The 23,291-nt window shown below is 46.8% G+C and carries 20 protein-coding genes and 16 tRNA genes; 5 read left to right on the top strand and 31 right to left on the bottom strand.

Going from position 1 to position 23,291, the window contains the following annotated elements:
• Positions 1-343: 343 nt before the first annotated feature.
• The 20 genes from AM1_RS01345 to AM1_RS01250 form a co-directional block, all read right to left on the bottom strand.
• Positions 344-417, bottom strand: a tRNA-Pro gene (locus tag AM1_RS01345).
• Positions 418-422: 5 nt separating this feature from the next.
• Positions 423-500, bottom strand: a tRNA-Leu gene (locus tag AM1_RS01340).
• A 4-nt stretch (positions 501-504) separates the two neighbouring features.
• Positions 505-578: transfer RNA gene (locus AM1_RS01335), tRNA-Leu, on the bottom strand.
• A gap of 37 nt (positions 579-615) precedes the next feature.
• A tRNA-Leu gene (locus tag AM1_RS01330) sits at positions 616-689 on the bottom strand.
• A gap of 81 nt (positions 690-770) precedes the next feature.
• Positions 771-844, bottom strand: a tRNA-Leu gene (locus tag AM1_RS01325).
• Between the two features lie 56 nt (positions 845-900).
• Positions 901-972: transfer RNA gene (locus tag AM1_RS01320), tRNA-Gln, on the bottom strand.
• An 11-nt stretch (positions 973-983) separates the two neighbouring features.
• Positions 984-1,055: transfer RNA gene (locus tag AM1_RS01315), tRNA-Gln, on the bottom strand.
• Between the two features lie 6 nt (positions 1,056-1,061).
• Positions 1,062-1,137, bottom strand: a tRNA-Asn gene (locus tag AM1_RS01310).
• 6 nt (positions 1,138-1,143) lie between these two features.
• A tRNA-Phe gene (locus tag AM1_RS01305) sits at positions 1,144-1,216 on the bottom strand.
• Between the two features lie 27 nt (positions 1,217-1,243).
• A tRNA-Arg gene (locus tag AM1_RS01300) sits at positions 1,244-1,317 on the bottom strand.
• Positions 1,318-1,321: 4 nt separating this feature from the next.
• Positions 1,322-1,407: transfer RNA gene (locus AM1_RS01295), tRNA-Ser, on the bottom strand.
• A gap of 53 nt (positions 1,408-1,460) precedes the next feature.
• Positions 1,461-1,545: transfer RNA gene (locus tag AM1_RS01290), tRNA-Tyr, on the bottom strand.
• 5 nt (positions 1,546-1,550) lie between these two features.
• Positions 1,551-1,627, bottom strand: a tRNA-Glu gene (locus AM1_RS01285).
• A 33-nt stretch (positions 1,628-1,660) separates the two neighbouring features.
• Positions 1,661-1,731, bottom strand: a tRNA-Trp gene (locus tag AM1_RS01280).
• Positions 1,732-1,737: 6 nt separating this feature from the next.
• A tRNA-Cys gene (locus AM1_RS01275) sits at positions 1,738-1,813 on the bottom strand.
• A gap of 85 nt (positions 1,814-1,898) precedes the next feature.
• Positions 1,899-1,973 (bottom strand) — tRNA-Asp (locus tag AM1_RS01270).
• Between the two features lie 313 nt (positions 1,974-2,286).
• Positions 2,287-3,027: a hypothetical protein gene (locus AM1_RS01265; RefSeq protein ID WP_012160986.1), complete on the bottom strand. Its 741-nt coding sequence runs from the start codon at positions 3,025-3,027 to the stop codon at positions 2,287-2,289.
• A gap of 203 nt (positions 3,028-3,230) precedes the next feature.
• Positions 3,231-3,614, bottom strand: a complete 384-nt coding sequence (locus tag AM1_RS01260) for an alr0857 family protein (RefSeq protein ID WP_012160985.1) — start codon at positions 3,612-3,614, stop codon at positions 3,231-3,233.
• Positions 3,615-3,672: 58 nt separating this feature from the next.
• Positions 3,673-4,191: an HNH endonuclease gene (locus AM1_RS01255; protein ID WP_012160984.1), complete on the bottom strand. Its 519-nt coding sequence runs from the start codon at positions 4,189-4,191 to the stop codon at positions 3,673-3,675.
• 77 nt (positions 4,192-4,268) lie between these two features.
• Positions 4,269-4,637, bottom strand: coding sequence for a hypothetical protein (locus AM1_RS01250; RefSeq protein ID WP_041658596.1), 369 nt, complete (start codon positions 4,635-4,637; stop codon positions 4,269-4,271).
• Positions 4,638-4,682: 45 nt separating this feature from the next.
• On the opposite strand from AM1_RS01250, the gene AM1_RS37445 reads away from it, so the two are divergent.
• The 4 genes from AM1_RS37445 to priA all read left to right on the top strand — a co-directional run bounded on the left by AM1_RS37445 (position 4,683) and on the right by priA (position 10,741).
• On the top strand, positions 4,683-6,257 hold the full coding sequence (locus AM1_RS37445) for a sensor histidine kinase (protein WP_012160983.1): 1,575 nt from the start codon (positions 4,683-4,685) through the stop codon (positions 6,255-6,257).
• A gap of 225 nt (positions 6,258-6,482) precedes the next feature.
• Complete coding sequence (locus AM1_RS01240) at positions 6,483-6,911, top strand: response regulator (RefSeq protein ID WP_012160982.1); 429 nt, start codon at positions 6,483-6,485, stop codon at positions 6,909-6,911.
• Between the two features lie 50 nt (positions 6,912-6,961).
• Positions 6,962-8,233 carry a sensor histidine kinase gene (locus tag AM1_RS37440; protein WP_012160981.1) on the top strand — a complete coding sequence of 424 codons (1,272 nt, stop codon included), beginning with the start codon at positions 6,962-6,964 and terminating at the stop codon, positions 8,231-8,233.
• Positions 8,234-8,251: 18 nt separating this feature from the next.
• Positions 8,252-10,741, top strand: a complete 2,490-nt coding sequence (gene priA / locus AM1_RS01230) for a primosomal protein N' (protein ID WP_012160980.1) — start codon at positions 8,252-8,254, stop codon at positions 10,739-10,741.
• An 84-nt stretch (positions 10,742-10,825) separates the two neighbouring features.
• On the opposite strand, the gene AM1_RS01225 is transcribed toward priA, so the two are convergent.
• From AM1_RS01225 to AM1_RS01215, 3 genes are all read right to left on the bottom strand, one after another.
• Positions 10,826-11,617: a WecB/TagA/CpsF family glycosyltransferase gene (locus AM1_RS01225; RefSeq protein ID WP_041660700.1), complete on the bottom strand. Its 792-nt coding sequence runs from the start codon at positions 11,615-11,617 to the stop codon at positions 10,826-10,828.
• Between the two features lie 1,115 nt (positions 11,618-12,732).
• Positions 12,733-13,227: a DUF1643 domain-containing protein gene (locus AM1_RS01220; protein ID WP_012160976.1), complete on the bottom strand. Its 495-nt coding sequence runs from the start codon at positions 13,225-13,227 to the stop codon at positions 12,733-12,735.
• A gap of 122 nt (positions 13,228-13,349) precedes the next feature.
• Positions 13,350-15,716, bottom strand: a complete 2,367-nt coding sequence (locus tag AM1_RS01215; protein ID WP_012160975.1) for a peroxidase family protein — start codon at positions 15,714-15,716, stop codon at positions 13,350-13,352.
• 786 nt (positions 15,717-16,502) lie between these two features.
• Here AM1_RS01215 and AM1_RS01210 point away from each other — a divergent pair.
• Positions 16,503-16,712: a Nif11-like leader peptide family natural product precursor gene (locus AM1_RS01210; protein WP_012160974.1), complete on the top strand. Its 210-nt coding sequence runs from the start codon at positions 16,503-16,505 to the stop codon at positions 16,710-16,712.
• Between the two features lie 47 nt (positions 16,713-16,759).
• Here the strand turns inward: AM1_RS01210 and AM1_RS01205 are convergent, their stop codons facing one another.
• From AM1_RS01205 to AM1_RS01175, 8 genes are all read right to left on the bottom strand, one after another.
• Positions 16,760-18,955 (bottom strand): substrate-binding domain-containing protein, encoded by a 2,196-nt coding sequence (locus AM1_RS01205; protein ID WP_012160973.1) that lies wholly within the window; start codon positions 18,953-18,955, stop codon positions 16,760-16,762.
• A gap of 29 nt (positions 18,956-18,984) precedes the next feature.
• Positions 18,985-19,125, bottom strand: coding sequence for a DUF6760 family protein (locus AM1_RS44185; RefSeq protein WP_315875439.1), 141 nt, complete (start codon positions 19,123-19,125; stop codon positions 18,985-18,987).
• Entirely contained in the window at positions 19,110-19,442 is a 333-nt protein-coding gene (locus AM1_RS01200) for a hypothetical protein (RefSeq protein ID WP_041658594.1), read from the bottom strand. Before AM1_RS01200 ends, AM1_RS44185 begins: the two co-directional genes overlap by 16 nt.
• Positions 19,443-19,462: 20 nt before the next feature.
• Positions 19,463-19,882 carry a hypothetical protein gene (locus AM1_RS01195; protein WP_012160971.1) on the bottom strand — a complete coding sequence of 140 codons (420 nt, stop codon included), beginning with the start codon at positions 19,880-19,882 and terminating at the stop codon, positions 19,463-19,465.
• A 1-nt stretch (position 19,883) separates the two neighbouring features.
• Complete coding sequence (locus AM1_RS01190; protein WP_041658593.1) at positions 19,884-20,378, bottom strand: phage tail protein; 495 nt, start codon at positions 20,376-20,378, stop codon at positions 19,884-19,886.
• 35 nt (positions 20,379-20,413) lie between these two features.
• A complete protein-coding gene (locus tag AM1_RS01185) occupies positions 20,414-20,896 on the bottom strand; it encodes a phage tail protein (RefSeq protein ID WP_012160969.1) in 483 nt (160 codons plus the stop codon).
• A 67-nt stretch (positions 20,897-20,963) separates the two neighbouring features.
• Positions 20,964-21,464: a phage tail protein gene (locus tag AM1_RS01180; RefSeq protein ID WP_012160968.1), complete on the bottom strand. Its 501-nt coding sequence runs from the start codon at positions 21,462-21,464 to the stop codon at positions 20,964-20,966.
• A 119-nt stretch (positions 21,465-21,583) separates the two neighbouring features.
• Positions 21,584-23,284: a phage tail sheath family protein gene (locus AM1_RS01175; protein ID WP_012160967.1), complete on the bottom strand. Its 1,701-nt coding sequence runs from the start codon at positions 23,282-23,284 to the stop codon at positions 21,584-21,586.
• Positions 23,285-23,291 lie beyond the last annotated feature (7 nt).

Genomic DNA, 23,291 nt, shown 5'->3' with positions numbered 1-23,291 from the left:
CTTTGAGTCATCAGGAACATCTTATTAAATGGTGAAAAGAAAAGTACTTGTGGATACTGAACCTGTACGTATTGACTTTCATCTAAATGGAAGTTTTACACGCCTGAAGTCTCTTCAGTTTCGTAGGCAGCTAGAGATCCCAACTCAAATTATTCCGGCCCATTTAAGAGCTATTGGCTCTTGTTTTTTCTTGACTCAAATTTATGAATATCCCGAACCTGGAGAAGAAGGGAAACCGTGCTTTCGATGGCAGATCCAAGAAAAATCAAAAGCTAACAGTTATTTTTAGTCCCTAACTGATCGATGGAGAGGAAGGCCCCTCCACGATCAGTTAGGGGCTCAGTCCGAGTGGCAGGATTTGAACCTGCGACATCCTGGTCCCAAACCAGGCGCGCTACCAAACTGCGCTACACCCGGATACCTGGTACTCCCGACAGGAGTTGAACCTGTAAAAACTCTGTCTCTCAAACAGAGGCGTTTGCCAATTTCGCCACGGGAGCACAATACTCCTGGTGGGAGTCGAACCCACAACCTCTGGTTTCTAAGACCAGCGCCTCTTCCAGTTGGGCTACAGGAGTGAATAAAAGAGTTCGGAGTTTTTTTAGTTGAATCCAGTACTCCTGGTGGGAGTCGAACCCACAACCTCTGGAGTTTGAAACCAGCGCCTCTTCCCATTGGGCTACAGGAGTAAAAAAGCGACTTTCAAGATGTAACTCTGTCAGTGAAGCTCCTCTTTAGGAAGTACCTCAATTCTGAACTCTAAACTCCTATACTCCTGGTGGGAGTCGAACCCACAACAAACTGTGTTTAAGACAGTTGCGTCTGCCAATTGCGCCACAGGAGTAGGAAAAGGAGGCGTGAATAGACCCAGGCGATAGGTTTTGTTTCAACGGCCTCCAACTGTCCCGCCAGGATTCGAACCTAGGACTTCGCTTTCAAAGAGCGAAATGTTGCCAGTTACACCACAGGACAAGGTCAGACAGATGCCGAGGTAGGATTCGCACCTACAACCTCCTGATTCAGAGTCAGGCGACTTGCTATTCGTCCACTCGGCAAAGAATTGGCTGCCCCGGCAGGGATTGAACCTGCGACCGTTCGCTTAACAGGCGACCGCTACTACCACTGAGCTACAGGGCAACAAAGCCCCCCGAACCAGTTTTGAGCTGGCGACCTCTTGCTCTTCAGACAAGCGCTACTACCTCTGAGCTACCGGGGGATAAGACAACCTATAGGTTGTCTAAAGCGAGAACGGAAGGACTTGAACCCTCAATCTTCAAGTTCGTAGCCTGAGATGTTATCCAGTTACACCACGTTCTCAAAACGGAGAGGACAGGATTTGAACCTGCAACGGTCAGAAACCGTACTCCCTTAGCAGGGGAGCGCTTTTCCCCACTCAGCCACCTCTCCAAAAGCTATTGCTGAGTGATAAATACTACAAACTGCCAACTTGTAATACAGATTGGTAGGCCGGGCAGGAATTGAACCTGCAACGCATTAAGCGGCTGCTTTACAGGCAGTTGCCCACGCCAGTAGGCGAGCCGACCTATGTTTGGGAGTGGTGACGGGATTTGAACCCGCAATCACTTGGTTGAAAATCAAGTCGCTTAAACCATTTGCGTACACCACTTTGGTATTTGCCTGAACCGTTGGATTCAGGAAACGCGGAGACTAGGATTTGAACCCAGAACATCAGCTTTGGAGACTGAGGTGTTGCCATTACACCATCCCCGCAAGGGTTGGAGTCCAGGGTGGGAGTTGAACCCACGATATCGATTTTGCAGACCGACGCCTTCGACCCCTTGGCGACCTGGACAGGTAAAGAAGTCTCGACGGGAGTTGCACCCGCTTCTCCTTGACTGAGAACCAAAGCGACTTATCTAATCGTCCACGAGACTATACGGGGGAGACGGGATTTGAACCCGCGACCTTTCGCTCGACAGGCGACTGCTCTAGACCGACTGAGCTACACCCCCAAATGTGGCAAATATTCAGTTTTCAAGGTTCAGAAGTTGATTGGCTGTAGAAGCTCGTTTCAACTGCACTACATTAATACTACAAATATACTACAAAAATGTCAAGAGCATACTACAAGTTTTTTTGTCTTTTTCAAAATGAACTGAAATACTTATTTCGTGGTGCTAGACACTTCAACAAAGAATGATTTGGATATCTAAATCACAAATATCAAGGTAAAAGTAATGGCACTTAATTCAATACGGCAATTACCCAGGAAAAGGAGTAACTCTGGCAGTAAAGAACTATAGGAAAAAAGAGGGAAATCTATCTTCAACTCGCGATTCTTATGAGCTGAGTCAAGGATGTATCAGTGCAAAGTACTTGCAATCCCTGCTCATAAACAGTGTAGTAATTTTGATGGATCACGAAATTAAAGTCTTCAGAAATATCCTTCGATATTTCTTGAAGGTGGTTGTCCATTTGAGCATTCACAATATGAACCTCCTGTGAGATAGGTTTCTTCCAACTACGCTCAAGTCTCGATAGCTCTTGCTGAGACCAATTAAAGTTGGAAGAGAGAGAGAGGGAAGTTGGTAACTCTGAGAAATGGAGTTCCTGTAAGAGATTCCTCAATCGACCAGCCAGAGACTTCCCCCGTTGTTTTAGTTCTAGGGTGATCGGGTGAAATAGACCTCCACAGAAGTGGATAAAAAATTTAATCCGATTCCTACATATAACCAGGAATAAAGTACGCTGTTCTTGGCCAATATCCACACCACAGCCAGCTGTAATGATGATGCCAGGATCAATAGTAGTGAGTGATGAGGACGTTTCTAGAGATAGGTGGCTGAAGGGAGAATCGTGATAACGGATGTCGCTGACGGCCACTATTCTAGGAGAGAGCAGGAATAAACCTGGCAGGCGAGGTCGCTTCACAACTGCACGAAAGTAAGACCAGTAGCTAGTCCCTTGGTGAGAATAGAACGATCGCTCTCGATGCAGAGGAGGCTGTAATCCAGAAGTAATAATTACTTCATCTTCTAGAATTGCAAGTCCAATAATTCGACGCATATCAGTTGATAGAGAATGACTAGAAGGCTTACAAGATTTATGCTTTCTTCTATATGCACTAATTGCAGAAATTCCAGGTATTGAATTTAGCAAGAAGAGCCGTAATAACCTTTTTAAATATTTCCAAAAGGATTTGGAACCCTCTTCCTGAAATTAGGGAATGGGGACAAGTGCAAAACTGTTATGAGTTTTGCACTTGCTTACTAAACAACAGAGGTTAGGGCCTGATCAGAAGCTTGCCAGAGACGACGAAGAATTAACTCAGTCTCATAGTCATAGGCGGCTAAGAACATCCCCTCATGGGCTTGGGCCGTTTGGGCTATCCAGGTCCCAGCGAGGCAAACTTCGACATATTCCGCATCCACACGAGTGATTTCTAGGGTTTGGTCATATTGGCGAAGTGCCGTTTCTAAAGCCCCTAAGCCAGGGGTCAACACTGGGAGTAAGAATGAGGCCTGCCCCAGTTCTAAATGGAGGGTTTGGCTAGTACGAACGGTAAGCACAACATGTTGAGACACAACGGTTTCTAGGGAATCCCCTACATATTCCATATGCAGTCCCAATTCGGTATAGATCAGTTTCAGCATGGTGGACTGTCTCCAAAAATTTCTGAGTTAAAGTCGGAGAACTGGGACGGCCCAGCCCTTAATGGGTTAGGTTTTCTTGGCTTTTCCAAAACTGGTCGGCAAAGGCCACAGCCGGATGGATCGGTGCCTTGGGTTTGGACTGTAACGTCATCCCTGCTTGGGTGGGCGTTCGGTCGCTTTTGGTGGAATTACAAGGCTCACAGGCAGCAACCACGTTATCCCAAGTGTGCAATCCCCCTTTTGATCGGGGAATCACGTGATCCAACGTCAGTCGGCGATGGCTACCGCAGTATTGGCAGCGGTGCTGATCGCGTTTGAGGACCTCGCGGCGGTTAACGGGAGGTATTTTCCACATCCGCTCTGGGTTGCCCATCAACAAGCGGATATGCTCTGATACCCGCAAGACTTGATTGGGCGATCGCACTTCCCATACCTGGGTATTGCCAAAATCGAGAGATTCCGCTTGACCCGTGATCAGAAGCACAATGGCCCGCTTGATATTGATCCGGGCCAACGGCAAGTAGGCCTTAGAAAAGACGACCACGGTGTTTTGGAGAATAGGTTGGATAACGGTCATGGATCACTCCTCAATAAAAGAACCCCCGCTCTGGGTGTCAGAGCGGGGGTTCAGCAAAGTTTGGGTAAGGCTTGCTGTTATGTCGGTGCCTGGGCGCACCTGCCGCTCTGGATGATTGGATCTGGATATAGTCCACCTAAAATGGTTTCCCAATTTTTGCCTTCGGAGAGACTGCAGACTATTCTTGTCAAGGCCTCAAAGCCAAATTGCATCGCTACGTCAACAACGGGTCGTTGCGACGGACGATGGAGGTTGGCTGAGGTTTGTCTGCGTTTCATTTGAAGGTTTCGATCCAAAGCGGATGAAATACTACGTTTGTAGTACCAAATCTCGCACAGGTTTTTGGCTTCGTCAAGGGTTTTGGCAAAATTTTCTATTTTTGGTGGAGAAAAGGAAGCCTTGGCCTTGTGATTCACGCTAGTATCGATGCGGATTGCCTTTGGCATCGCATTTAGACAAAGCTAGATGGCACATGGTATTGACGTATTCCAATGAAGCAAGTGATGATTCGTGAGCCTTTAGTCACTCAGCCAGATACTTCTGTAGCAGATGCGGTGGCAATTTTATATCAAGCGGAAGCCAACTACTTAGTGGTGGTTGAAGATCAAATTCCTGTGGGGGTGGTTTGCGATCGCACCCTAGTAACCACCCTAGCCACCCAACTTGATTTGTCCATCACCCCCGTCCAATCCGTAATGGCTCCGCTACCGACCTTGCCTTTAGAACAGGCCGACGACTTACCCGCCGTTACCCAAGTCATGCAAACCGAAGGTAGTTCCTTTGTTGCCATTGTCGATGAAGCTTCCCATCTCCAAGGACTGATCACATCAGATACCTTAATCCAGCAATCCTCAGCCTCCACGCCTTCCGATAATGTCGTTTCACTTCAAAAGCGAATCAAGGAATTAGAGAATCAGGTCAGTGATCGCCAATTATTAGAAGCCAAGCTAAGAAGTTCTGAAGGCAAAATCCGAGCAGTATTTGAAGCGATGAAGGACTTGGTCTTTGTTTGTGATGTGGATAAAGGTGAAATTAGCAATATCGAAGTGGCTCCCACGAATTCTAGTGAAGGTAGCGAACCCGATGCAGAGTTGATCAGTTACACGATTAATGAGCTGTGGCAAGATCCCGATCAGCAATGGTCCCACATTATTCAAGAAGCTATTGAAACCCAACAGACCGTCAACTTTGATTACCAATTGATGATTGACGAAGAACCGGTCTGGTTTACGGCTAATGTTTCTCCTCTCTTAGATAGCTCCGTGGTCTGGGTGGCCCGTAACGTCACTGAACAAAAAGACTCCGTGGTCTGGGTGGCTCGCAACATCACCGAGCGAAAGCATTTCGAACATGAACTGCAACAGCTGAATGAAGAGCTGGAACGATCCAATAGAGAGTTAGAACAGTTTGCCTACGTTGCCTCCCACGATTTACAGGAGCCCCTTCGCATGGTGATTAGTTTTACCCAGTTGTTGGGGCAAAACTATGCGGGGCAACTCGATGGGCAGGCCGACCAAATTATTGGCTTTGCAGTGGACGGAGCGACCCGCATGCAGCAGCTGATCCAAGATCTACTCAGCTATTCCCGAGTAGGGACCCAGGCCAAAGTTCTGGAAACCGTTGACTGTAATGAAATTGTAGAGAGCGCTATCTCCAACCTCCAACTCTCCATCCAAGAAAGTGGGGCAACCTTAGAACGATCGCCGTTACCCACCCTACAAGCCAATCCTCGTCAACTCACTCAACTCTTTCAAAATTTGATCGGCAATGCCCTTAAATATCGTGGAGAACAAGTCCCCCATATTGAAATCAACTACAAGCAACAGAGAAAAGACTATCTCTTTTGGGTGAAAGACAATGGCATTGGCATCGATCCAAAACATGCAGATCGGGTATTTATGGTGTTTCAGCGCTTACATACTCGCCAAGAGTATTCCGGTACCGGCATTGGTTTAGCCATTTGCAAGAAAATAATTGATCAGCAAGGGGGCAAAATCTGGGTGGAATCAGAAGTCGATCAAGGCTCAACATTTTTCTTCACATTGCCTATGGAATCTGCCAGTTGAAGCGCAGTATTCTAGAAGGTAGACGAATATTGGCCTTGCGCTTGTGTGAAGATTAATGCCCTGTCTAACGGTTGTTACTGTTGAGGCAGAAAATTCTTTTTTACAGAGAAAGCGACTGACAAAAGTAGGATTTTGTTTACCAACTGTGCAAATTTCGGTGGGAATTGTGCAACCTATATACAACCAAAAAGGCAATCGTCTATCAATTCTAGAACCGTTGTTTCGATGGAAACGGATCCCATTGACATTCTCCTTGTTGAAGATAACCCCGGCGATGTGTTTTTAATCACACGGATGTTGGAGGAAAGTTCCCTCAGCTATACGCTGCACCGCGTTGACAACGGTAAGTCTGCTACAGACTTTCTGCGGAATCTACGTTCCTATGAGCAGGCTCCCTTCCCTCAATTGATTTTGCTCGATTTAAACCTACCGATTATGAACGGGAAAGAGGTCTTGGCAGACATAAAAACTGACCAGAAACTAAAACATATCCCTGTTATTGTGCTTTCTACTTCCAATGCCCCTGAAGATATTGAAGAAAGCTATCGGCTCAAAGCAGATTATTATGTCACTAAGCCCAGTAGTTTTCACGAATTTGCTGGAAAAGCACAGGATATTCAAGATTTTTGGTTGCAATGGCAAGGGCGTAATTAATGAACCTATTCAAACTGCATAAAGGAATGTCTACCCCCTCTTAGGAAATAATGGCCAAGTCACTCAAATCAAAGCAAACAAAACCCGAACAAGAGGGAGAACGTTCCTCCACCGCCTTACCGCAGGAAGGTGAGATTATCCGCGTGTTGCTGGTTGAGGATAATCCTGGGGATGCCTTCTTGATTCAGGGCATGCTGGGAGTCAAGCGGAGCGAAGACGCCGTTCAATACGAAATCACCCACGTCGATAAACTTGAGGATGCTTTGCAAACCCTGGCCAAAAAAGACTTTAATGTCGTTTTGCTGGATTTGTCGTTACCAGATAGTCATGGGTTAACCACCTTAGAGAAGGTGGTTGCTCAAAGTCCCGTTCTCCCGATTGTGGTGTTCACAGGCTTAGATGACGAGACGGTGGCCATGCAGGCCGTTCAACAAGGGGCCCAAGATTTCTTAGTGAAAGGCCAAGTGACACCAGGCTCCTTAATCCATGCCATTCGATATTCCATTGAGCGTCAACAAAATGAGCTGGCCCTCAAGCAAAAAACCATTGAATTGGAGCGCCTCAATAAAGAACTCCGTAAACGGTCCTTGGAGTTAGAAGCAGCCAATACTGAACTGGAAGCCTTTAACTACACCGTCTCCCATGATCTGCGCAATCCTTTAACTGGGATTAAAACAGGCTGTGCCTTACTGACGGCCTATATGGGGGATGAAGATCCCCGATTACAAAAATATCTGGGCACAATCCAAGACTACACCCGGCACATGGCCACCTTACTGGAAGGGCTCTTGCAGCTATCGAATATTGGTCGCAACCCGATCCAGGCCCAGGTGGTGAATTTAAGCTCTACAGTACAAACCATTGCCAGACAGCTCTTGCAGCAAGAGCCCAAGCGGAACGTCAAATTTGTTATCGAACCCCAAGTGAATGTAGAGGGGGATACCCATCTGCTCTGGGTGGCCCTAGAAAACTTATTGGGGAACGCCTGGAAGTATACTGGGGCACTGGAACATGCCCAAATTGAATTTGGCAAAACCACCTTAACCCATGTCAGCCGACAGCCCTTGAACGCGGCTGAAACCATTGCTCCCAATCAGCCTATCTATTTTGTTAAGGACAATGGGGCCGGATTTGATATGAGCCATGCGGAACGGATCTTTTTGCCCTTCCAACGACTTACCAATTCTGAAGACTTTTCGGGTAGTGGGATTGGCCTCTCAACGGTGCAACGCATCATCCACTGCCATGGTGGGCAAATTTGGTTTGATGCAGTGGTAAATCAAGGTGCTACATTTTATTGGACCCTGGCTTACAAACAATAAACTCCAGGGTGCGCCTATATGTCGACACCCAAAGCCTCTCCTTCTCTAGACCGCACTACAGCTGCCCCTTTTGTGGAAGTCCTGGTTGACTGTCCTGGCACTGACAAGCTCTTTACCTATCGCGTCCCCTCCGATCTGAGTATTCAACCTGGAGATATTCTCAGCGTGCCCTTTGGTGCTCAGCAAGTTGGAGCCATTGCCATTCGGTTTCTGGCCGATTTGCCCCCGGAGTTAGCTACCACTCGCATTCTGAAGGTGGTGGATGTGGCTTGCCGCACGTTATTTCCCCCTGGCTATTGGCAACTCTTAGAAAAAGTAGCGGCCTATTATCACACCTCTTTGATGGCGGTGATTCGAGTGGCATTGCCGCCGGGTTTGTTGCAGCGATCGCAACGCCGTATCCGCTTAAACACGACCCTTCATCCCCATGACATCAACGGTTTAGGAGCTGCGGCCCAAGGTATTCTAGCGTTATTGCAGCAAAGTCCCAGTCAAGACTACACCTGGCAATATCTGCGTCGCCAGATCAAAAAAGCCCAGGTGGGCTTAAGGGAACTTCAGCAGCAAGGCCTTGTCGAAAGCTATCTGCAAACCCAAGCCCCCACCAAACCGAGGCAACAGCAGGCCGTTACTCTGACTGACCCTAGTGCGCCGGACCTCACCGTGCGTCAACAGGAAATTTTGACCCTTCTCAAACATGAGGGCGGGGAATTATGGGCCCAAGATCTCTTGAGGCTGGCCCACACAAGCAGCACCACCCTCAAGAAATTAGCCAGTAAAGGCTGTATCACCCTGCACCAACAGGAGCGACTCCGCTTAGAAACTTCCCCCATACAGCCCGATCAACCTAGAACCCTGACCCCAGACCAGGCTGGGGTTCTCGCCCAGATTCACCGGCTCCAGGATTACGCTGAAGTCTTACTCCATGGCGTTACGGGGTCTGGAAAAACAGAAGTCTATTTACAGGCCATCACCCCTGTCTTAGCGCGAAAACAGTCGGTGATTGTCCTAGTACCAGAAATTGGGCTTACCCCCCAACTAACAGATCGATTTCGGTCTCGATTTGGCGATCGCATTCGGGTCTATCACAGCGCCCTCTCCGATGGGGAACGCTATGACACCTGGCGGCAGTTTCTGACTAGTACTCCCCAAGTAGTGATAGGGACCCGGTCAGCTATTTTCGCTCCTATCGCCAATATTGGCTTAGTCATCTTAGATGAAGAGCATGATACGGGCTACAAACAAGATCAACCCGCCCCTTGCTACCATGCCCGCACCGTCGCTCGGTGGCGTGCCCAACAAGCAGATTGTCCCCTAATTCTAGGTTCTGCAACCCCTTGCTTAGAGAGTTGGTCCCAAACTCCCCCCGCCAATCCCAAGCCATCTCAGGCCAGCATTCATTACCTCCGGCTTCCTCGGCGAGTACATGCTCGTCCCATGCCTCCCATCGAAATCGTGGATATGCGTCTGGAGCTAGCGGATCGGAACCATTCCATCTTTAGTCGACTCCTACAAAAACGCTTACATAGTCTGCAGCAAAATCGACAGCAGGGGCTATTATTTATGCCTCGTCGGGGGCATAGTACTTTTGTCTCCTGTCGGAGCTGTGGTTATGTCTCCGAATGTCCCCACTGCAGCGTTTCTCTGACCTATCACCATAGCCCCGATTCCCGTCAAACCCTGTTGCGGTGCCATTACTGCAATTATGCTCAGCCTCAACCAGAAGTATGTCCTGTCTGCAAATCCTCTTATTTCCGCTTTTTTGGTAGCGGTACGCAACGGGTCATGGAGGAACTTGCCAAAACCTTTCCTGAACTACGGGTGATTCGCTTTGATAGTGACACCACCCGCCGCAAAGGTGCTCATCGTCAGCTCCTCAATCAGTTTGCCCGCGGGGAGGCTGATCTAATGGTTGGCACCCAAATGCTGACGAAAGGGATTGATCTCCCTCAAGTTCAGCTCATTGGTGTTTTGGCTGCGGATAGTTTGCTCAACATCCCCGATTTTCGAGCCAGTGAACGCACCTTTCAGACCCTGTTGCAAGTTGCAGGACGGGCTGGCCGAGGGGAGCATCCGGGGCAAGTGCTGCTCCAAACCTATGCTCCAGAACATCCTGTTATCCAAGCTGTTCAAAAATATGAAATGGATAGCTTTCTGTTCGCTGAACTCAAACAGCGTCAGGAAGCTAATTATCCGCCGTTTCATCAGCTCATTCTCTTACGGATTAGTGGTCTAAATGAAATGATGGTGGAGAAGACTGCTCTAGAGATTGCCAATTATTTGCACGCTTATATCCATACTCACTGCTATCAGGGCACCATACTAGGTCCTGCACCTGCCAATATTTTGAGGGTAGCTCGTCGTTATTATTGGCATGTATTAATCAAACGGCCCCAAACGGAAATGGGGCAAACCGAACTTTGGCCCTTCCCTATGCAGGGATGCCAACGACGATGTCCACAGAATATTCGTCTCCAAGTGGATGTTGATCCACTCAAACTCCTATAAGAATGCAGCCTCAACCGAAAAGCGCACCCTTGAAGATGCGCTTTTCGGTTGAGATAAGCCTCTAATACTGATGTGAGACAGTGTTTAGAGATTGAAAGCGTTAAGCAATCTTTTCGGTGCCAAGTGATGGGCCACTAACTGCACAGAGGCGAGAAAGATAAAAGGTGGAATCGTTTGGGTATAGCGACCAATAAGGCGCTTAGGCTCTTGAACTAAGCGATATAGCCACTCAAGCCCGGCTTGTCTGACCCAGCGAGGAGCCCACTTTTTCAAGCCTGCATAGACTGGAAAGGCACCGCCGAGTCCAATCATCACCGCTTGGACGCGACCTTGATGTTCGGCCATCCATTTCTCTTGCTTGGGACAACCTAGAGACAAAAAGACGATTCCAGCACCGGATTCATGGATTTCTTCAATCAGCTCTTGATCCTCAGCCGCGGTCAGCGGACGGAAGGGTAAAGGCTTCATCGCCGCAATTTCGAGATTGGGATATTCCTTTTCTAAACGAGCACGCATCCGGTCCAAAATAGATTTCTGAGACCCTAGGAAAAATACTCTAACCTTCTCCTCTGAAGCTTTTTGGCAAAGGCTTTGCAGGATGTCCATACCTGCTACGCGGTCTTGCCCTTTACGCCCGAGCAATTTCATCATCCAAACTAAAGGCATGCCATCAGGGGTGACCATGTCAGCGTTTTGCAGAACCTGAGAAAACTTATCATGCCAATAGGCTTCCATCAACATATGGACATTGGCAACACAGACTGATTTGCTTTCTCCGCCATGTGCCCACTGCATAATGGTGCGCATTGATTTGTTCAATCGAAGAGCAGTGATAGAAGAGTTCAGAACTTGCTGCTCTGGCAATGACTTGTTCATTTGGGCCGCGCTGGTTGGTTTTAATAAGACCTTAGGTTGAGGCAGAGACATGAGGACTTTGTCTGCAATGAAGTTTGGGCTTACTTTGGTTGGCTTTGGCAGAGTCGTTTTCATGGCGGTCACGCAGTTAGCTCAGGGCAGGCTGGACTTGTATGAATAAAAGAAGATGTGGTTGCAGATTGTCTGCCATCTAATTTAGGAGGGAGACAAGAACCAATAAGCCGTACCAAACAGATTTGATTCTCTTCCCGATGACCTTATAATCGGCCCTGATACCCTTGGGTGCAGTGATCGAGCGCACATAAAAGCGTTGATCCATTGCCACTCATTACATCTCCAATAGATGGAAGTTAATGGGAAGGCCTCTAACCGTACAAAGGCCTTTCAGATGTCAGACAATCCTATAGAAGGTTGTTCTCAGGTAATTTCTTTACCTATTCAATGCTTATAAACGAAAAGATGAAAATAGTAATCTTCAAGATAAAAACCAATAAAACAGGATGAGAATTTCCCAAATAAGCGTGATTGAACTACCAAAAATTGATCCAGTTTAGGAGTAGATAAGGCGACTCTGTCTTCAAGAAGATTGAAAACATTCTGATTGTATTTTTTTCATCTTTATCTCTTCTGTATAAATAAAAACATCTTTAAAAAAGCCATGAAACCCTATTTTATCTTTTCTTAAAGAAATAAACAAGAAGATCTTTATTGGTAGATATTGAGCTTAAAAATATAAAAAAAAGATATTTATGTATAAAAATAAGTATAAATGAGATAATTTAGCTCTAAATCGAATTAAAAATAAATATATGGCTGCTATATATCCTAGCCTCTGATGAAATGAGCAGACTGAGCTATTTCTAGAATTCAATACGGTCTGTGTTTCTTACATTGCCCATTCAATTTGCCTATGGCATGGCCACATCATTGATTGCCGAGCCTGATTTATTGTTTCAGTTCTGTCTCGATGAAAAGGTGAATAGCAATTCATAGGCTTCCTGAAATGTTTTTATAGCAGTACTTACAGCGCACTGTGAAATAAAATCCACCCAGGCATTTGGGATCGATTCCTGGGCAAGATGAAAGCATTACTTTTGTCGATCTTATCTATCCCCTTAACCAGACCACTGCACTAGAGGAGTGTCTTTTTTAAGGTAGAGGGGATGACGCGGACATCCCGATTGAGTGACCCCAAAGCACTCCACCTTGGTTGCAGATGAATTCAATAGGGTACTGATGATGCGATCGCGCCCACAAAACCCCCCATGATTGCCCCAGGCGACAATTACTCGATCTTGGTTCTGGCACTTTGACAAGATCACCCCATCATTTTCCGGGCCAATCGGATCCTGGGCTTCTTTCAAGTCAGCAGGAGCAGTCGCTCGAAAAGCAAATAAATTGAGCATTAATAAGCCACCATAACCTTCACGCTGAGCAAAGCCCATACAGCGAGTAATCGTTGGATCGTTATAAGATTCATCAGCCGTACTGGGATTGAGACCAATGATGATAATCAGAGGGGTTCCATTCCACCGACGCCACAATTGATATCGCCAGGTCCGGCAAGGGGAAAAGGCCGCTCCTGACCGCTCATTGCCAATGGTGATCATCTGTCCTCCCTACCCCGGCAATCATCATCCCGTTCAATCTATTCCCCAAACGAGAGACCTCTAGAGTTGGACTCCCTAGAGGTCGTAGAGGCTATTGAACGCTAGTGAGATAGAAAAGCGATTTACTGATTCTGAATGAATTTAAAGCCAGTGTTGAAATTTTCAACTCTTCCTTCCAGAATCGCAATCAAATCGTTACTCCCAGCTAGACTAAGACTCGTTCGACTGCCGAAGGTCATCAACGTATAGTCTGCAGCACTACCTGCAAGCTCAATCGTATCTCGATTGAGTTCAAACCGTTGAATAATAGCAAGCCCCTGACCTTTATAAAAGACAGAACGCTCATCTCCTAGGATAAAAACATCTTCACCTCTACCGCCTTTTAAGAGGTCAAAGTCTCGTTGACCAAACTGATCGCCAACACCATTGATAATATCATTGCCGTTACCCCCTCTGACCATATCGTTGCCATTGCCTGCAACTAAGACATCGTTGTCAGCAGATCCAGTCAACACGTCATTCCCATCACCGCCAATAACGGTATCGTCTCCTGCACCACCGACTAAGTAGTCATCACCAAGATTACCGATCAGGATATCAGCTCCAAAATTCCCACGGATAAAGTCATTGCCCTCTAATCCATCAATCAGATCGTTCTGCCGAGTTCCCCGTAATGAATTTTGGCCATCATCTCCCAATATTTTGCTCTCATAGGGGACCTGGAACACATTGTCTTGAACCAGATAATCCTGAGTCGTGTTTAGACGGATGATATCCGCTAGGTTGGTTTGAGTTATGTCATCATCGAGCACCTTTAATTCATCCAGATCATTCAAGAAGAAAAAGCGATCGCCAGCGGCTGCCCGAGCAAATTGGTCTTTGATGAAAAAGCTAAAGGTCGGTCCCAGCAGGCCACCATGATTCGCCGATAACTCCGAAATACCACCAAGCCATAAATCGATCTGACCCACATGATCGTAAGCTGTCTCAAATAACTCAATCACAGCAGGGGCAAACGGCAACTCCTTAAAAGAGGTAATTTCGACGCCAAAAAGTTGCTTATGAGCATCAACATAACTAGGGAGACCTACTTCCCGGCCTCGTTGAATATTGACAGAGGCAAGGTCCAATCCTCCAGTACCCGCGCCAAAAAGGAAGTTTCGGACGCCGTCCACAATAAAGTTATCTAGTTCCTGAGCTTCTTGTAATACCAGCCCTCGCAAAAGGGAATCAACCCCATTGGCAGACACTTCTTCTGGTTTAAAGAAGGCGTCTTTTAGGGCAATCGACTCTAAACCATTGTCATCAAAACGGTGGATTTGATTATTGAGGAGAGTATGGCCCAAACGATAAGCCGCATTTGCAAATTCATTGCTAACAGCTGGATTGATATAGGGCTTGTACCCCTCATAGTCATCTAACAGGGTATCTCCAATCAGAATCGGCAGAAACTCTTTATAGGTAATGATTTGAATCTGAGCCCCAATGACCTTACGGGCAGCTTGGTAAAGGTATTCATCCTTCACCGTATCTTCATCGGTGGCTCCATTCTTGTTGAGATACTCACCTTTGAAGGATTGATATTGAGCGACAAGTTCTGATTCACCTGCCTCTAGCCGATTTAAAATGTCGGCAGCTAGACGGTTATGTTCACGTACAAACAAAACATGATTGGCAGTCAGCCCGATTTGTTCATTGGCACGAACATCCCCTGCTAAGTAAAGATCCGCAGCTGCGATATCTTCTCCACCGTCAGCATTACCAAATGGGTCAATTGCGCGATTATACGGTAAGAGTTGTTCGCCATTCTCAGCAACAGTGGTTTTCAGCTTACCGTTTGCATAGGATCGGAGAAAGTTTGCGCGTTCCGTATCCGAACCATACACGCCAGAACCGTCAATAAATGAGGTAATCTCATTACTTTGTTCGCGGGGGTTATCAGTGCTAGTCCCCGTCCCGTAGGCAGCTGGCACACGGGTAAACGGCAGGAAGGGAAATTGCTGATTATAGAGAGGATCAGATGGAGAAACTGGGATAAAAAAGGCTTCATGTCCACCTTCATTCAAATCCAAGTCGTGATCAATAAATTGTCCCCACTGCCACAACCAATCGCTCGCTCCCAGAAAATTGGGTACCGACTCAGTTTGGCTAGCCACAGTATTACTGATCGTTCTGGGATTAGGCAATCCAGCTGGATCAGGAATACTGTAAGGGCCTCGTGGCGAATTGAAAGTGATCGCCCTTCCACGAGGAGTACTGATGCCGTCAGCATAAGCTGGGGTTAAAAGCCTTAAAAGCTGAGTTCCCGTTGAACCCGCATCGTTGAAATAAGGGTTATTGCCTGTTCCATCAATCGAACGATATTGAAATAAAGAGGTCGTATTGCCTGGAACGCTACCCTCTTCTTGATCTATATCGAATATTCGAGAACCATAGAGCGGATTGGCGGTCGGCTCTAAAAAATTAGGTGTCATTTCGTTATCGTTCATGATTTAAACCTCAGAAAAATCCAACAATTAAAAAATCTATTCAAGCTTTTATTGAAGAAATTGCCCTACAGAACTTTCCCTTCACTAGGTCTAAACCCAGAGAAGGTCTATAGATTTAATAACTCTTCAAACCAAATTTAAGTCTGGAAAAATGAGCCAAAGCAAAAAAGCTTTAGCAATCTCAAGAGCCAAAAATAGCTTGAATATTCTATTGATTCAGCAGGGAACTGATTCTGACCCCTTAGCTACATAACCAAGGCCAATTAAGCTTTATGTAACCGGTTATGCACGACAGCCCAAGTTTCTACTGAAAGACAGTTGGTCCAGAAAACTGGGTTACAAGGAGGCTATTAACAACAAAAAAGAAGTGAGTGCTTAGTGTTGATTAGCTGAGGCGCTTATCTTTTTCGCGAATCCAGAATAACTTATTTTGTGTTCATTAGTATGTAATACTCCGTAGGATAGACTTCCTCTGTCCCCGCGCAATTCTTATTACTTGTAGCATTATTCTAAGGTTAAATTCAGGGAAATCTCATATTTCTTTAAAATAAATTTTATATTGTCCCCCATATGCCATGAGTTAGGTCTCTCCACTAGAGCATCGATCCAAGCCTATAGCCCTTGAACTAAGGTTCACATCCAGCCGAGTTGACTTGTCTATTGGCTACAAATCTGATCTTCCAATCCTTTCCATGGTCTGCACCCTCAACTTTTGGCTAATGGAGAAACCTGAGCCAGTGCTCTATAAGTGAGGGGCATGAACCATTGTCTAATTAGGGTGGAACGATGGCAAAAACAGAATTTGCAAGATTATTTAGAGCAACACAGGAGAATCCTATACTGCGGCAGCAATTGAATACAGCCTCAAATCAAGAAGAGTTTGTCAGCATGGCCCAGATGCATGGCTATCACTTCACAGTAGATGAGTGGCAAGAAATGATTGGTTTTAACGTCGAAGAGCTTCAGTGCGAGCTTTCTGAAATTCCTGGGATTTAAAATCCTCTCTCTTAAACCCTAGCGATTTGCTTTGTCACCGCAAAACGCTAGGGTTTTGTCTTGGGTTTTGCCTGACATGCAGATTTTGCAGAAATCTTGCGGAGGGGAACTAGTCCAAGTTGCTGGAGCCAACATTGGGTTTCTTGGGTTTTGAGAATATTGGCAAAGGTTTGTCCAGCCGGTTGGCGCCGATTATCGCGAGCAAAAACCACATTTAGGGAAAAAGCGAGGGGATACGTTTGGTTTTGAAGTGCCTGATTATTGACGGAATAACTGGCTTTGGAATTGCATAAGTCCGTTGTAGGTGTAATGGGACGGTGATTATTTAACCGAAATGGGGAAATAGCAACCTTCCCTTTGTCTGCAAGAGCTAAGGGATAAACAGAACATTGATTAATGACTTTGTTTAACTCATCGAACCCAATGCTGAAGGAGTCTCGATCTTCGAAGTCTTTAATCACGGCTCGGAGTTGCAAAGTGGTGCTGGCAAAACCGCAAAAGGAACCCACACAGGTTTGGTCCGGTATACGCCTAGATGTTCGAACCTGAGTGGCTATCTGTTTTCGGAAAGCTGCAATGCTAGATTCGTCCACCAGAACTTTTCGCTCAAAGATACGCAGCAGTCCATCCTGATTGGGGAAATATACTTTAACTGGACGATTAGGGCCGCCTAACTCCCGCCAATTCTTGATTTTGCCAGTATATAAACCTCGTAACTGTTGCAAGGTAATTTTGCCCTTTAATCTTCGAGGAAGGCTATTCTCTCGCTGGGCATAACCAAAGGCGACAAAGACAGCGATGCCATTATAGGCAAAGGGTTTAACACCGAAGGATGGATCAATGTTATCTGCATGGTTGGTAATTATAAAGTTTGCTGAATCTCCATTGAGCAAGTCCATCACTTTCTGCCCGTAGGCTCCAGGTGGATTATCAGCCAACATATCTTGGGATACGGACATGGGCTGATATTGCCAAGATTGAAGTAGGGCTTGAGCCTGATTTAATTCCCGCTGCAGGGTTGTATTCCGTTTTAGCAGGTGGGGTTGAGTATAAAGGAAATCCCAGGTCCCTTGTTTCTCAGCTAAGAATTGAACTGGTCCTGTCGGCACATTGGCAACTTGATCGATACAGCAAGGGATATGCTCTGTAACAAGTGAGTGTTTAGTTTGATTTCTGAGGTATAGCCACCCTATACCTACACTGCCTATGAAAATGTAAGCAAAGACTAATCCCATCCACCAGCGAAATGGATGAGTGGGGATCGATTTTTGCGCCGTGACTGGAGAAAATGGCCTGTCCAACAGAGGAACAGGAGGTAAGCTCAAAAGCGCTTGCCGTGCCTGTTCAGAAGTTTCAAAGGGAGGGGCTGACTCTCCAGTTAAGCGCTGAATAAACTGTTGATCAGCCAGGGGAAGGTCAGATCTACTCTGGCTCTCTATTTGAGTTGCGTCTAAAGGTGGCTGTATGTCTTGGGATGCTGTGGTTAAATACTCAGCTATTGTTCCAACGGCCTGTAAATCCTGTGCGATCGCAGGTCGGGATTGCGGCGCGAAAGGGGACGTAAACAGAGACTCCCAAAAATAAAAATCGCAGAGATATACCAGTAGTCCTGGATTTTTCTCAGCAACCAACACGCTATCTAGATTGAGATTGCCATGGAGAAGACCCGCTTGCACCTGACCTGAGATCCATCGGAATTGCTGTTGGTGCATAAATTCCAAACTTTGCAGAATCTGGGACAAAATATTTCGTATTGTTGCAACTGATAGAGGAGATTGGTGATCAAGAAACTGTTTTAGAGAAGTGGTATGGGTATACTCACCGCCGTATACCAGGAAATACCGTTCAGATGAAGGCAGCGGAGATGGGATGGCCTCTACAGGCATCACCAACCGAAAGTTCTGGGCGCGACCATCCGCTAAGCTAATGCCTGATCGTTGGATGAATGCTTCTCTCCGCTCAGCCATTTGACTAGAATTAAAAGTCTGCTGTGGAAGCACATATTCTTTCAAGACACAGGCGCTTTGATCGGAAAGATTGGTTGCCTTATATAAGCGGCCGTTTCCTCGCTGGCCTAAAAAATCAACAATTTCATATTGATTTTGGCCGTTTATTTTGGTTTTGGCCGAGAGAACTCCTGGAAAATGACAAACTGAGCAACTTCCCTTTCCTGAATCTTCAGTGCAGGTTAAAGGGTTTCCTTGTGGGCAGGCATATTGAGGGTAGGGGGGCTTAGGGATCATGATTCATATTGACCATACGCTGAAGAAACCTAGCCAACTAACCGCTCAATCTCTCGAATCCACTGCAACCGTTCTCCATGGTCCATGAGCAGAATGTCATTCCGGGACCAGTGAAAGTGATAAGCGATATAGGCTACCTCCTCATAGAGTTTATCTAGGGGGTAGCCCAGTGCTCCCCCAGTTCAATCGGGCCTCCGTAAGAATGGGTGAGATCGACGTAAACCTCTTGCAGGTAAAGAAAGTCCGTTAGAAATAATTGCTCTAAATGAAGGGGGGTAACGGTCTGAAAGTGTCCTAAAAAAGTAATGGCCTGGGTTAGCAGAACCAAAGCCCCATAGTGGGGATTGTCTTGAACTCGTGGATCTCGCTGACTTTTGATCTCATCATGCCCCGTGGCCAGACGTAGCCCTCCTTGACGATGGAGGGTTCCTTGATCATCCAGTAACCCTTTGGGCAAAGTAAACACGTAGGTTGAAGAGTCGTTCATTCTGAATAGATTAGTAAGGGTTAGGATCCTTGGGGTTCAGGAGACGAAGGTGCTTCAGCTTCTGCGCCATCTTCAAGTTCATTGATGAGTCGATAGAACTTCTGAAGATAGCTGAGGTCACAGGCAAACAGACCTTCGATAATATTGGGGCTGATTGAGTCTAGGGCCCCCAAACGAGTGATCACCCGAGACAGAATAATGACCGTAGCATAGGCTGGATTGGCTTTTACCCGTGGATCGCGCATGGGCACAATCTCATCCATGGCCCTGGATAAGCGCATAATTCCCTTTCGATGTAAATTCCCTGCCGTATCGAGGTAGCCTTTGGGCAACTCAAATTCAAACTCTGTTTGCACCGAACCTAAAATTGTTTGAGGCTCTGTTATAGGTTGAGGAGCCTCAGGGGGAGGTGCTAGCCCTAAATTATTACTCAGTTGCATATTACGCCGTTACCTCTACTCGCTTGACGGATTCAACCGTAATCTCCACCTCTTCGATGTTATGTTCCCCACTTTTGACATCTAGATCAGAAATTTTGTAGCTGACAGGCCAGGCTCCCTGAAATTCCAACCGGCACTGTTCTTTCGCCGCTTGGTTATAAATCACCAGCGCACCTTCCCGGCGCTGCTCGGCCCAGTCCCCTTCTTGCACCTTTTGTAACCAGTTCCATAAAGTCATGGAAGACATCAAACCCCGCTTTAAAGTGAGGTTAGAGTAAGTGGCATTGCCAGGGATCTTGGTGCGGATGTTGCGACCTTTGGTTTTTCCCTGTTTTCCCCAGAGTTGGGGGGTCACCTCTACCACTTCAATCACTTCCTGAGAGGATTGAAATCCACTACATTCCATAAATATTCCATCCACTGAATCTTGACTTCCCTCGAGTTTCAGTTCTAGATAAAATCTTGACCGTGTAAGGATTTCTGGTAGATCAGGCATTGGAGCGGTTCACCTTAGTGAACTGTGAATAGAACTTAGACTTTGCGGATGACCTGAGTGAAATACAGATCAATATTGTCTTCCGCTAGTTGTCCACCACTATCCACTGATAGACTACCCACCTGCTTTTTCGCCCCAGGGAATAGATCCGTGAAGTTAAAGCGCATGGCTTCTTTGCCATCCGGGTTATAAATCACTAAAGACCCGGTTTTACGGCCTTCCATGGCTTTTGAACCTCCTCCTGAAAATGTGTCTGGGTGGCAGTCATCGTACCAATCTGAAAGCTTCTTTTGCTCTCCCTCGTTACCTGCAACATAGGTGAGGGCGATGGTGCTATTGTATTTGACACCACCAATCGTCGCTTGAGTCTGGGTTTTAGCATCTTTGGTCACGCCAATGGCTGAATCCCCCCCTGCCACTTCCAGTTCAATTTCAGGGCCACTGATTGATTTAAGGGTTAAAGAAGTGACTCCATCTATCTCAAAATAAAACTTGGAATTGGCTAGATACTGAACCATTTTGGGTCTCCGAATTTATCCCTGATAATTACACTATTGTGCTAGATCTAACGAGAAGCAAGCGGCACTATTTTGTCCGGTTAAACTTCTCGCAAGTGATGGTGTAGGTTTCTTCTATATAGCTATCGGCAGTAACATCTAAGTCTGCACATTTGTACTTAGACGGCCAAGCTTCACTAAACTGCCATTTGGCCACTTCTTCACCATCTGTGTTGTAGGCCGTAATACTGCCTTCTTTCTGGTTATCGGCCCACTTGCCTTTGCCACCACTGGAGGAGGGCAGACATTGCTCAAACCATTTATACATATTCATACTGGTACTATCGCCATCTCCACTGGCAATGCATATGCAGTCGAAGGAGAATAACCCTTCAAAACCTGCGGAGTTGACTTGCCAAACCGTTTTTCCCCCTTTCGTGGTCCCCACTGCCTGTTGTCCCCCCTGGACTTTAGGCGAGTAATCGGGAATATTTACGCTTTTGAATACAGATTTTTCGCCATCTGCAACACCAGAAATCTCTAGATAGAAACTGCTGGGGGCAATGGGTTTATTCAGTTCACTCGGCACAGCTATTCTCCTTGTTCAGTGATCGATGAAATTAACGATGGAGCTTCAAAGGGGCTATCAATCCCAATGGATATGCTTTAGGGCAGAAAGCAGGAGCACCGCTTTCTGCCCTAAAGTATTTATTGATTCGGAGCCCACTGGCTAATGCGGAAGATCACGAATTCTGCTGGTCGTACTGGACAGACGCCCACTTCGACATAGAGCCGACCTAACATAATGGTTTCATTGGTATTTAATTCACCATCGCATTTGACATAGAATGCTTCGGAGGGAGAGGCTCCGAACAATGCTCCTTCGCGCCAAAGCCGCTCTAGGAAGTTACTAACGGTTCGAGTAATCCGTGCCCATAGGTCCTGATCATTGGGTTCAAAAACGACCCACTGGGTGCCAATTTCAATGGATTTTTCGATATAGCTGATCAGACGACGGACACTGATATAACGCCATTGGACGTTATCTGGTTCCACCAGAGTGCGTGCTCCCCAAACTTTAAAGCCACGATTGTAATTGGCAAAGTTGCGAATACAGTTGATCCCTTTGGGGTTTAAGAGTTCCTGCTCCCGCATATTGGTTTCGTAGGCTAAGCCAATAACGCCTCTTGGGGTATCATTTGCAGGCGCTTTAAACACTCCTCTGGACTCATCTGTCCGGCACCAAATTCCCATCATATGCCCGCAGGGTGGCACCATGATGGGGCGTCCACCATTGCGTGGATTTGCGACTTTGATCCAGGGATAATAGATGGCCCCAAACATCGAGCGGCGATTAAACTCATTGAGCCACTGAGCGACATGCTGGGGGCGCTGTTGCTCTGGGGGAACCGCGGTGTTGTCATTTTTACCAATTTTGACAGGAGGGGGATCTAGGACAGCCATCCGGTAAGCAGGTCCAGGGAAGGAATTCTCACATAGACTGACCATCATTTCCATGACCCCATGAACCTGGTCCAGATCGAGCAGACCATTTTGGTAGGCACGCATTAGGTCAGGACAGGCAATCATCGCCACTTCATCAATCTCGAATATCCCTTGCATCCCAGTTCGGTCATCCCGCTGGCCTTGCAGATCACGAGGGAATCTTTCAGGGGTGGAGATTTGGGGTGGAGGGGTTATTTCAAAAGCGCCATTGGCTGGGCGACGAGATAGGGCTTGGCCAGATTGGGAGAGGTTCGCAACTGCAACGAATTCAGACTCTTCCAAAGCTGTAACGACGTAGTCTGCAACAGCCGTGTCAACGTCAGGATTCATGGTCAGATGTTCATACATCTCCAGCTGTTCTTCTCCTTGCCGCACGACAACGGTAAAGAATTCACCAGAGTTGAGAGGGGGCTCTTCATCGTCGTCCACTGGCTTGGGCGTGCTCTCAAAGATAGCCACTTGTATGCGGGCATCACCAGAGGGGAGTGCAGGAGCATCCCCTGAATCTTCAGGTAGTTTAAGGCTAAATTTTAAGGAAGGTCGGCCACTAAAGGTGGGTAATAAGGTTCCGGCTTCTTCTGGATCTGGAGCAGCAGAGCCCGGTAATTGGGTGCCAATACTCGTTACCCAACAGCGCCCACCCCCATTCAGAAACCAGCCTTGAACGGCGAAAGGTAAGTAGGCATCATAATCCGTAAACCCGTCTGAACCAGGTTTGGCAAAGAATTCCCGATATTGATCCCAATTGGTGATCATCATCGGCTGGAACAATTCAGCATCTCCGCGTACGTCTTCAGTAAAGCCGATAAATCCGGCCACACTGAGACTGACACCTTCGATGGGGCGACTCCCTCGGTCAACTTCTTCGACGTAAACGCCAGGGGCAAAATAATCCAGGGCCATTGACTAG

The organism is Acaryochloris marina MBIC11017 (assembly GCF_000018105.1).
GTDB classification, from domain to species: domain Bacteria; phylum Cyanobacteriota; class Cyanobacteriia; order Thermosynechococcales; family Thermosynechococcaceae; genus Acaryochloris; species Acaryochloris marina.
The sequence above is the reverse complement of the archived record's forward strand: the minus strand, read 5'-3'. Positions and strand labels throughout refer to the sequence as shown.

What these genes read in the sequence shown, in the direction of transcription:
- AM1_RS37440 (WP_012160981.1), top strand. Translation starts at nt 6,962, where the DNA reads ATGGCCAAGTCACTCAAATCAAAGCAAACAAAACCCGAACAAGAGGGA.
- AM1_RS01200 (WP_041658594.1), bottom strand. Translation starts at nt 19,442, where the DNA reads ATGAACGACTCTTCAACCTACGTGTTTACTTTGCCCAAAGGGTTACTG.
- AM1_RS01175 (WP_012160967.1), bottom strand. Translation starts at nt 23,284, where the DNA reads ATGGCCCTGGATTATTTTGCCCCTGGCGTTTACGTCGAAGAAGTTGAC.
- AM1_RS37445 (WP_012160983.1), top strand. Translation starts at nt 4,683, where the DNA reads ATGAAGCAAGTGATGATTCGTGAGCCTTTAGTCACTCAGCCAGATACT.
- AM1_RS01255 (WP_012160984.1), bottom strand. Translation starts at nt 4,191, where the DNA reads ATGACCGTTATCCAACCTATTCTCCAAAACACCGTGGTCGTCTTTTCT.
- AM1_RS01240 (WP_012160982.1), top strand. Translation starts at nt 6,483, where the DNA reads ATGGAAACGGATCCCATTGACATTCTCCTTGTTGAAGATAACCCCGGC.
- AM1_RS01260 (WP_012160985.1), bottom strand. Translation starts at nt 3,614, where the DNA reads ATGCTGAAACTGATCTATACCGAATTGGGACTGCATATGGAATATGTA.
- AM1_RS01185 (WP_012160969.1), bottom strand. Translation starts at nt 20,896, where the DNA reads ATGGTTCAGTATCTAGCCAATTCCAAGTTTTATTTTGAGATAGATGGA.
- AM1_RS01215 (WP_012160975.1), bottom strand. Translation starts at nt 15,716, where the DNA reads ATGAACGATAACGAAATGACACCTAATTTTTTAGAGCCGACCGCCAAT.
- AM1_RS01205 (WP_012160973.1), bottom strand. Translation starts at nt 18,955, where the DNA reads ATGATCCCTAAGCCCCCCTACCCTCAATATGCCTGCCCACAAGGAAAC.
- AM1_RS01265 (WP_012160986.1), bottom strand. Translation starts at nt 3,027, where the DNA reads ATGCGTCGAATTATTGGACTTGCAATTCTAGAAGATGAAGTAATTATT.
- AM1_RS01220 (WP_012160976.1), bottom strand. Translation starts at nt 13,227, where the DNA reads ATGATCACCATTGGCAATGAGCGGTCAGGAGCGGCCTTTTCCCCTTGC.
- priA (WP_012160980.1), top strand. Translation starts at nt 8,252, where the DNA reads ATGTCGACACCCAAAGCCTCTCCTTCTCTAGACCGCACTACAGCTGCC.
- AM1_RS01190 (WP_041658593.1), bottom strand. Translation starts at nt 20,378, where the DNA reads ATGCCTGATCTACCAGAAATCCTTACACGGTCAAGATTTTATCTAGAA.
- AM1_RS01210 (WP_012160974.1), top strand. Translation starts at nt 16,503, where the DNA reads ATGGCAAAAACAGAATTTGCAAGATTATTTAGAGCAACACAGGAGAAT.
- AM1_RS01250 (WP_041658596.1), bottom strand. Translation starts at nt 4,637, where the DNA reads ATGCCAAAGGCAATCCGCATCGATACTAGCGTGAATCACAAGGCCAAG.
- AM1_RS01225 (WP_041660700.1), bottom strand. Translation starts at nt 11,617, where the DNA reads ATGAACAAGTCATTGCCAGAGCAGCAAGTTCTGAACTCTTCTATCACT.
- AM1_RS01195 (WP_012160971.1), bottom strand. Translation starts at nt 19,882, where the DNA reads ATGCAACTGAGTAATAATTTAGGGCTAGCACCTCCCCCTGAGGCTCCT.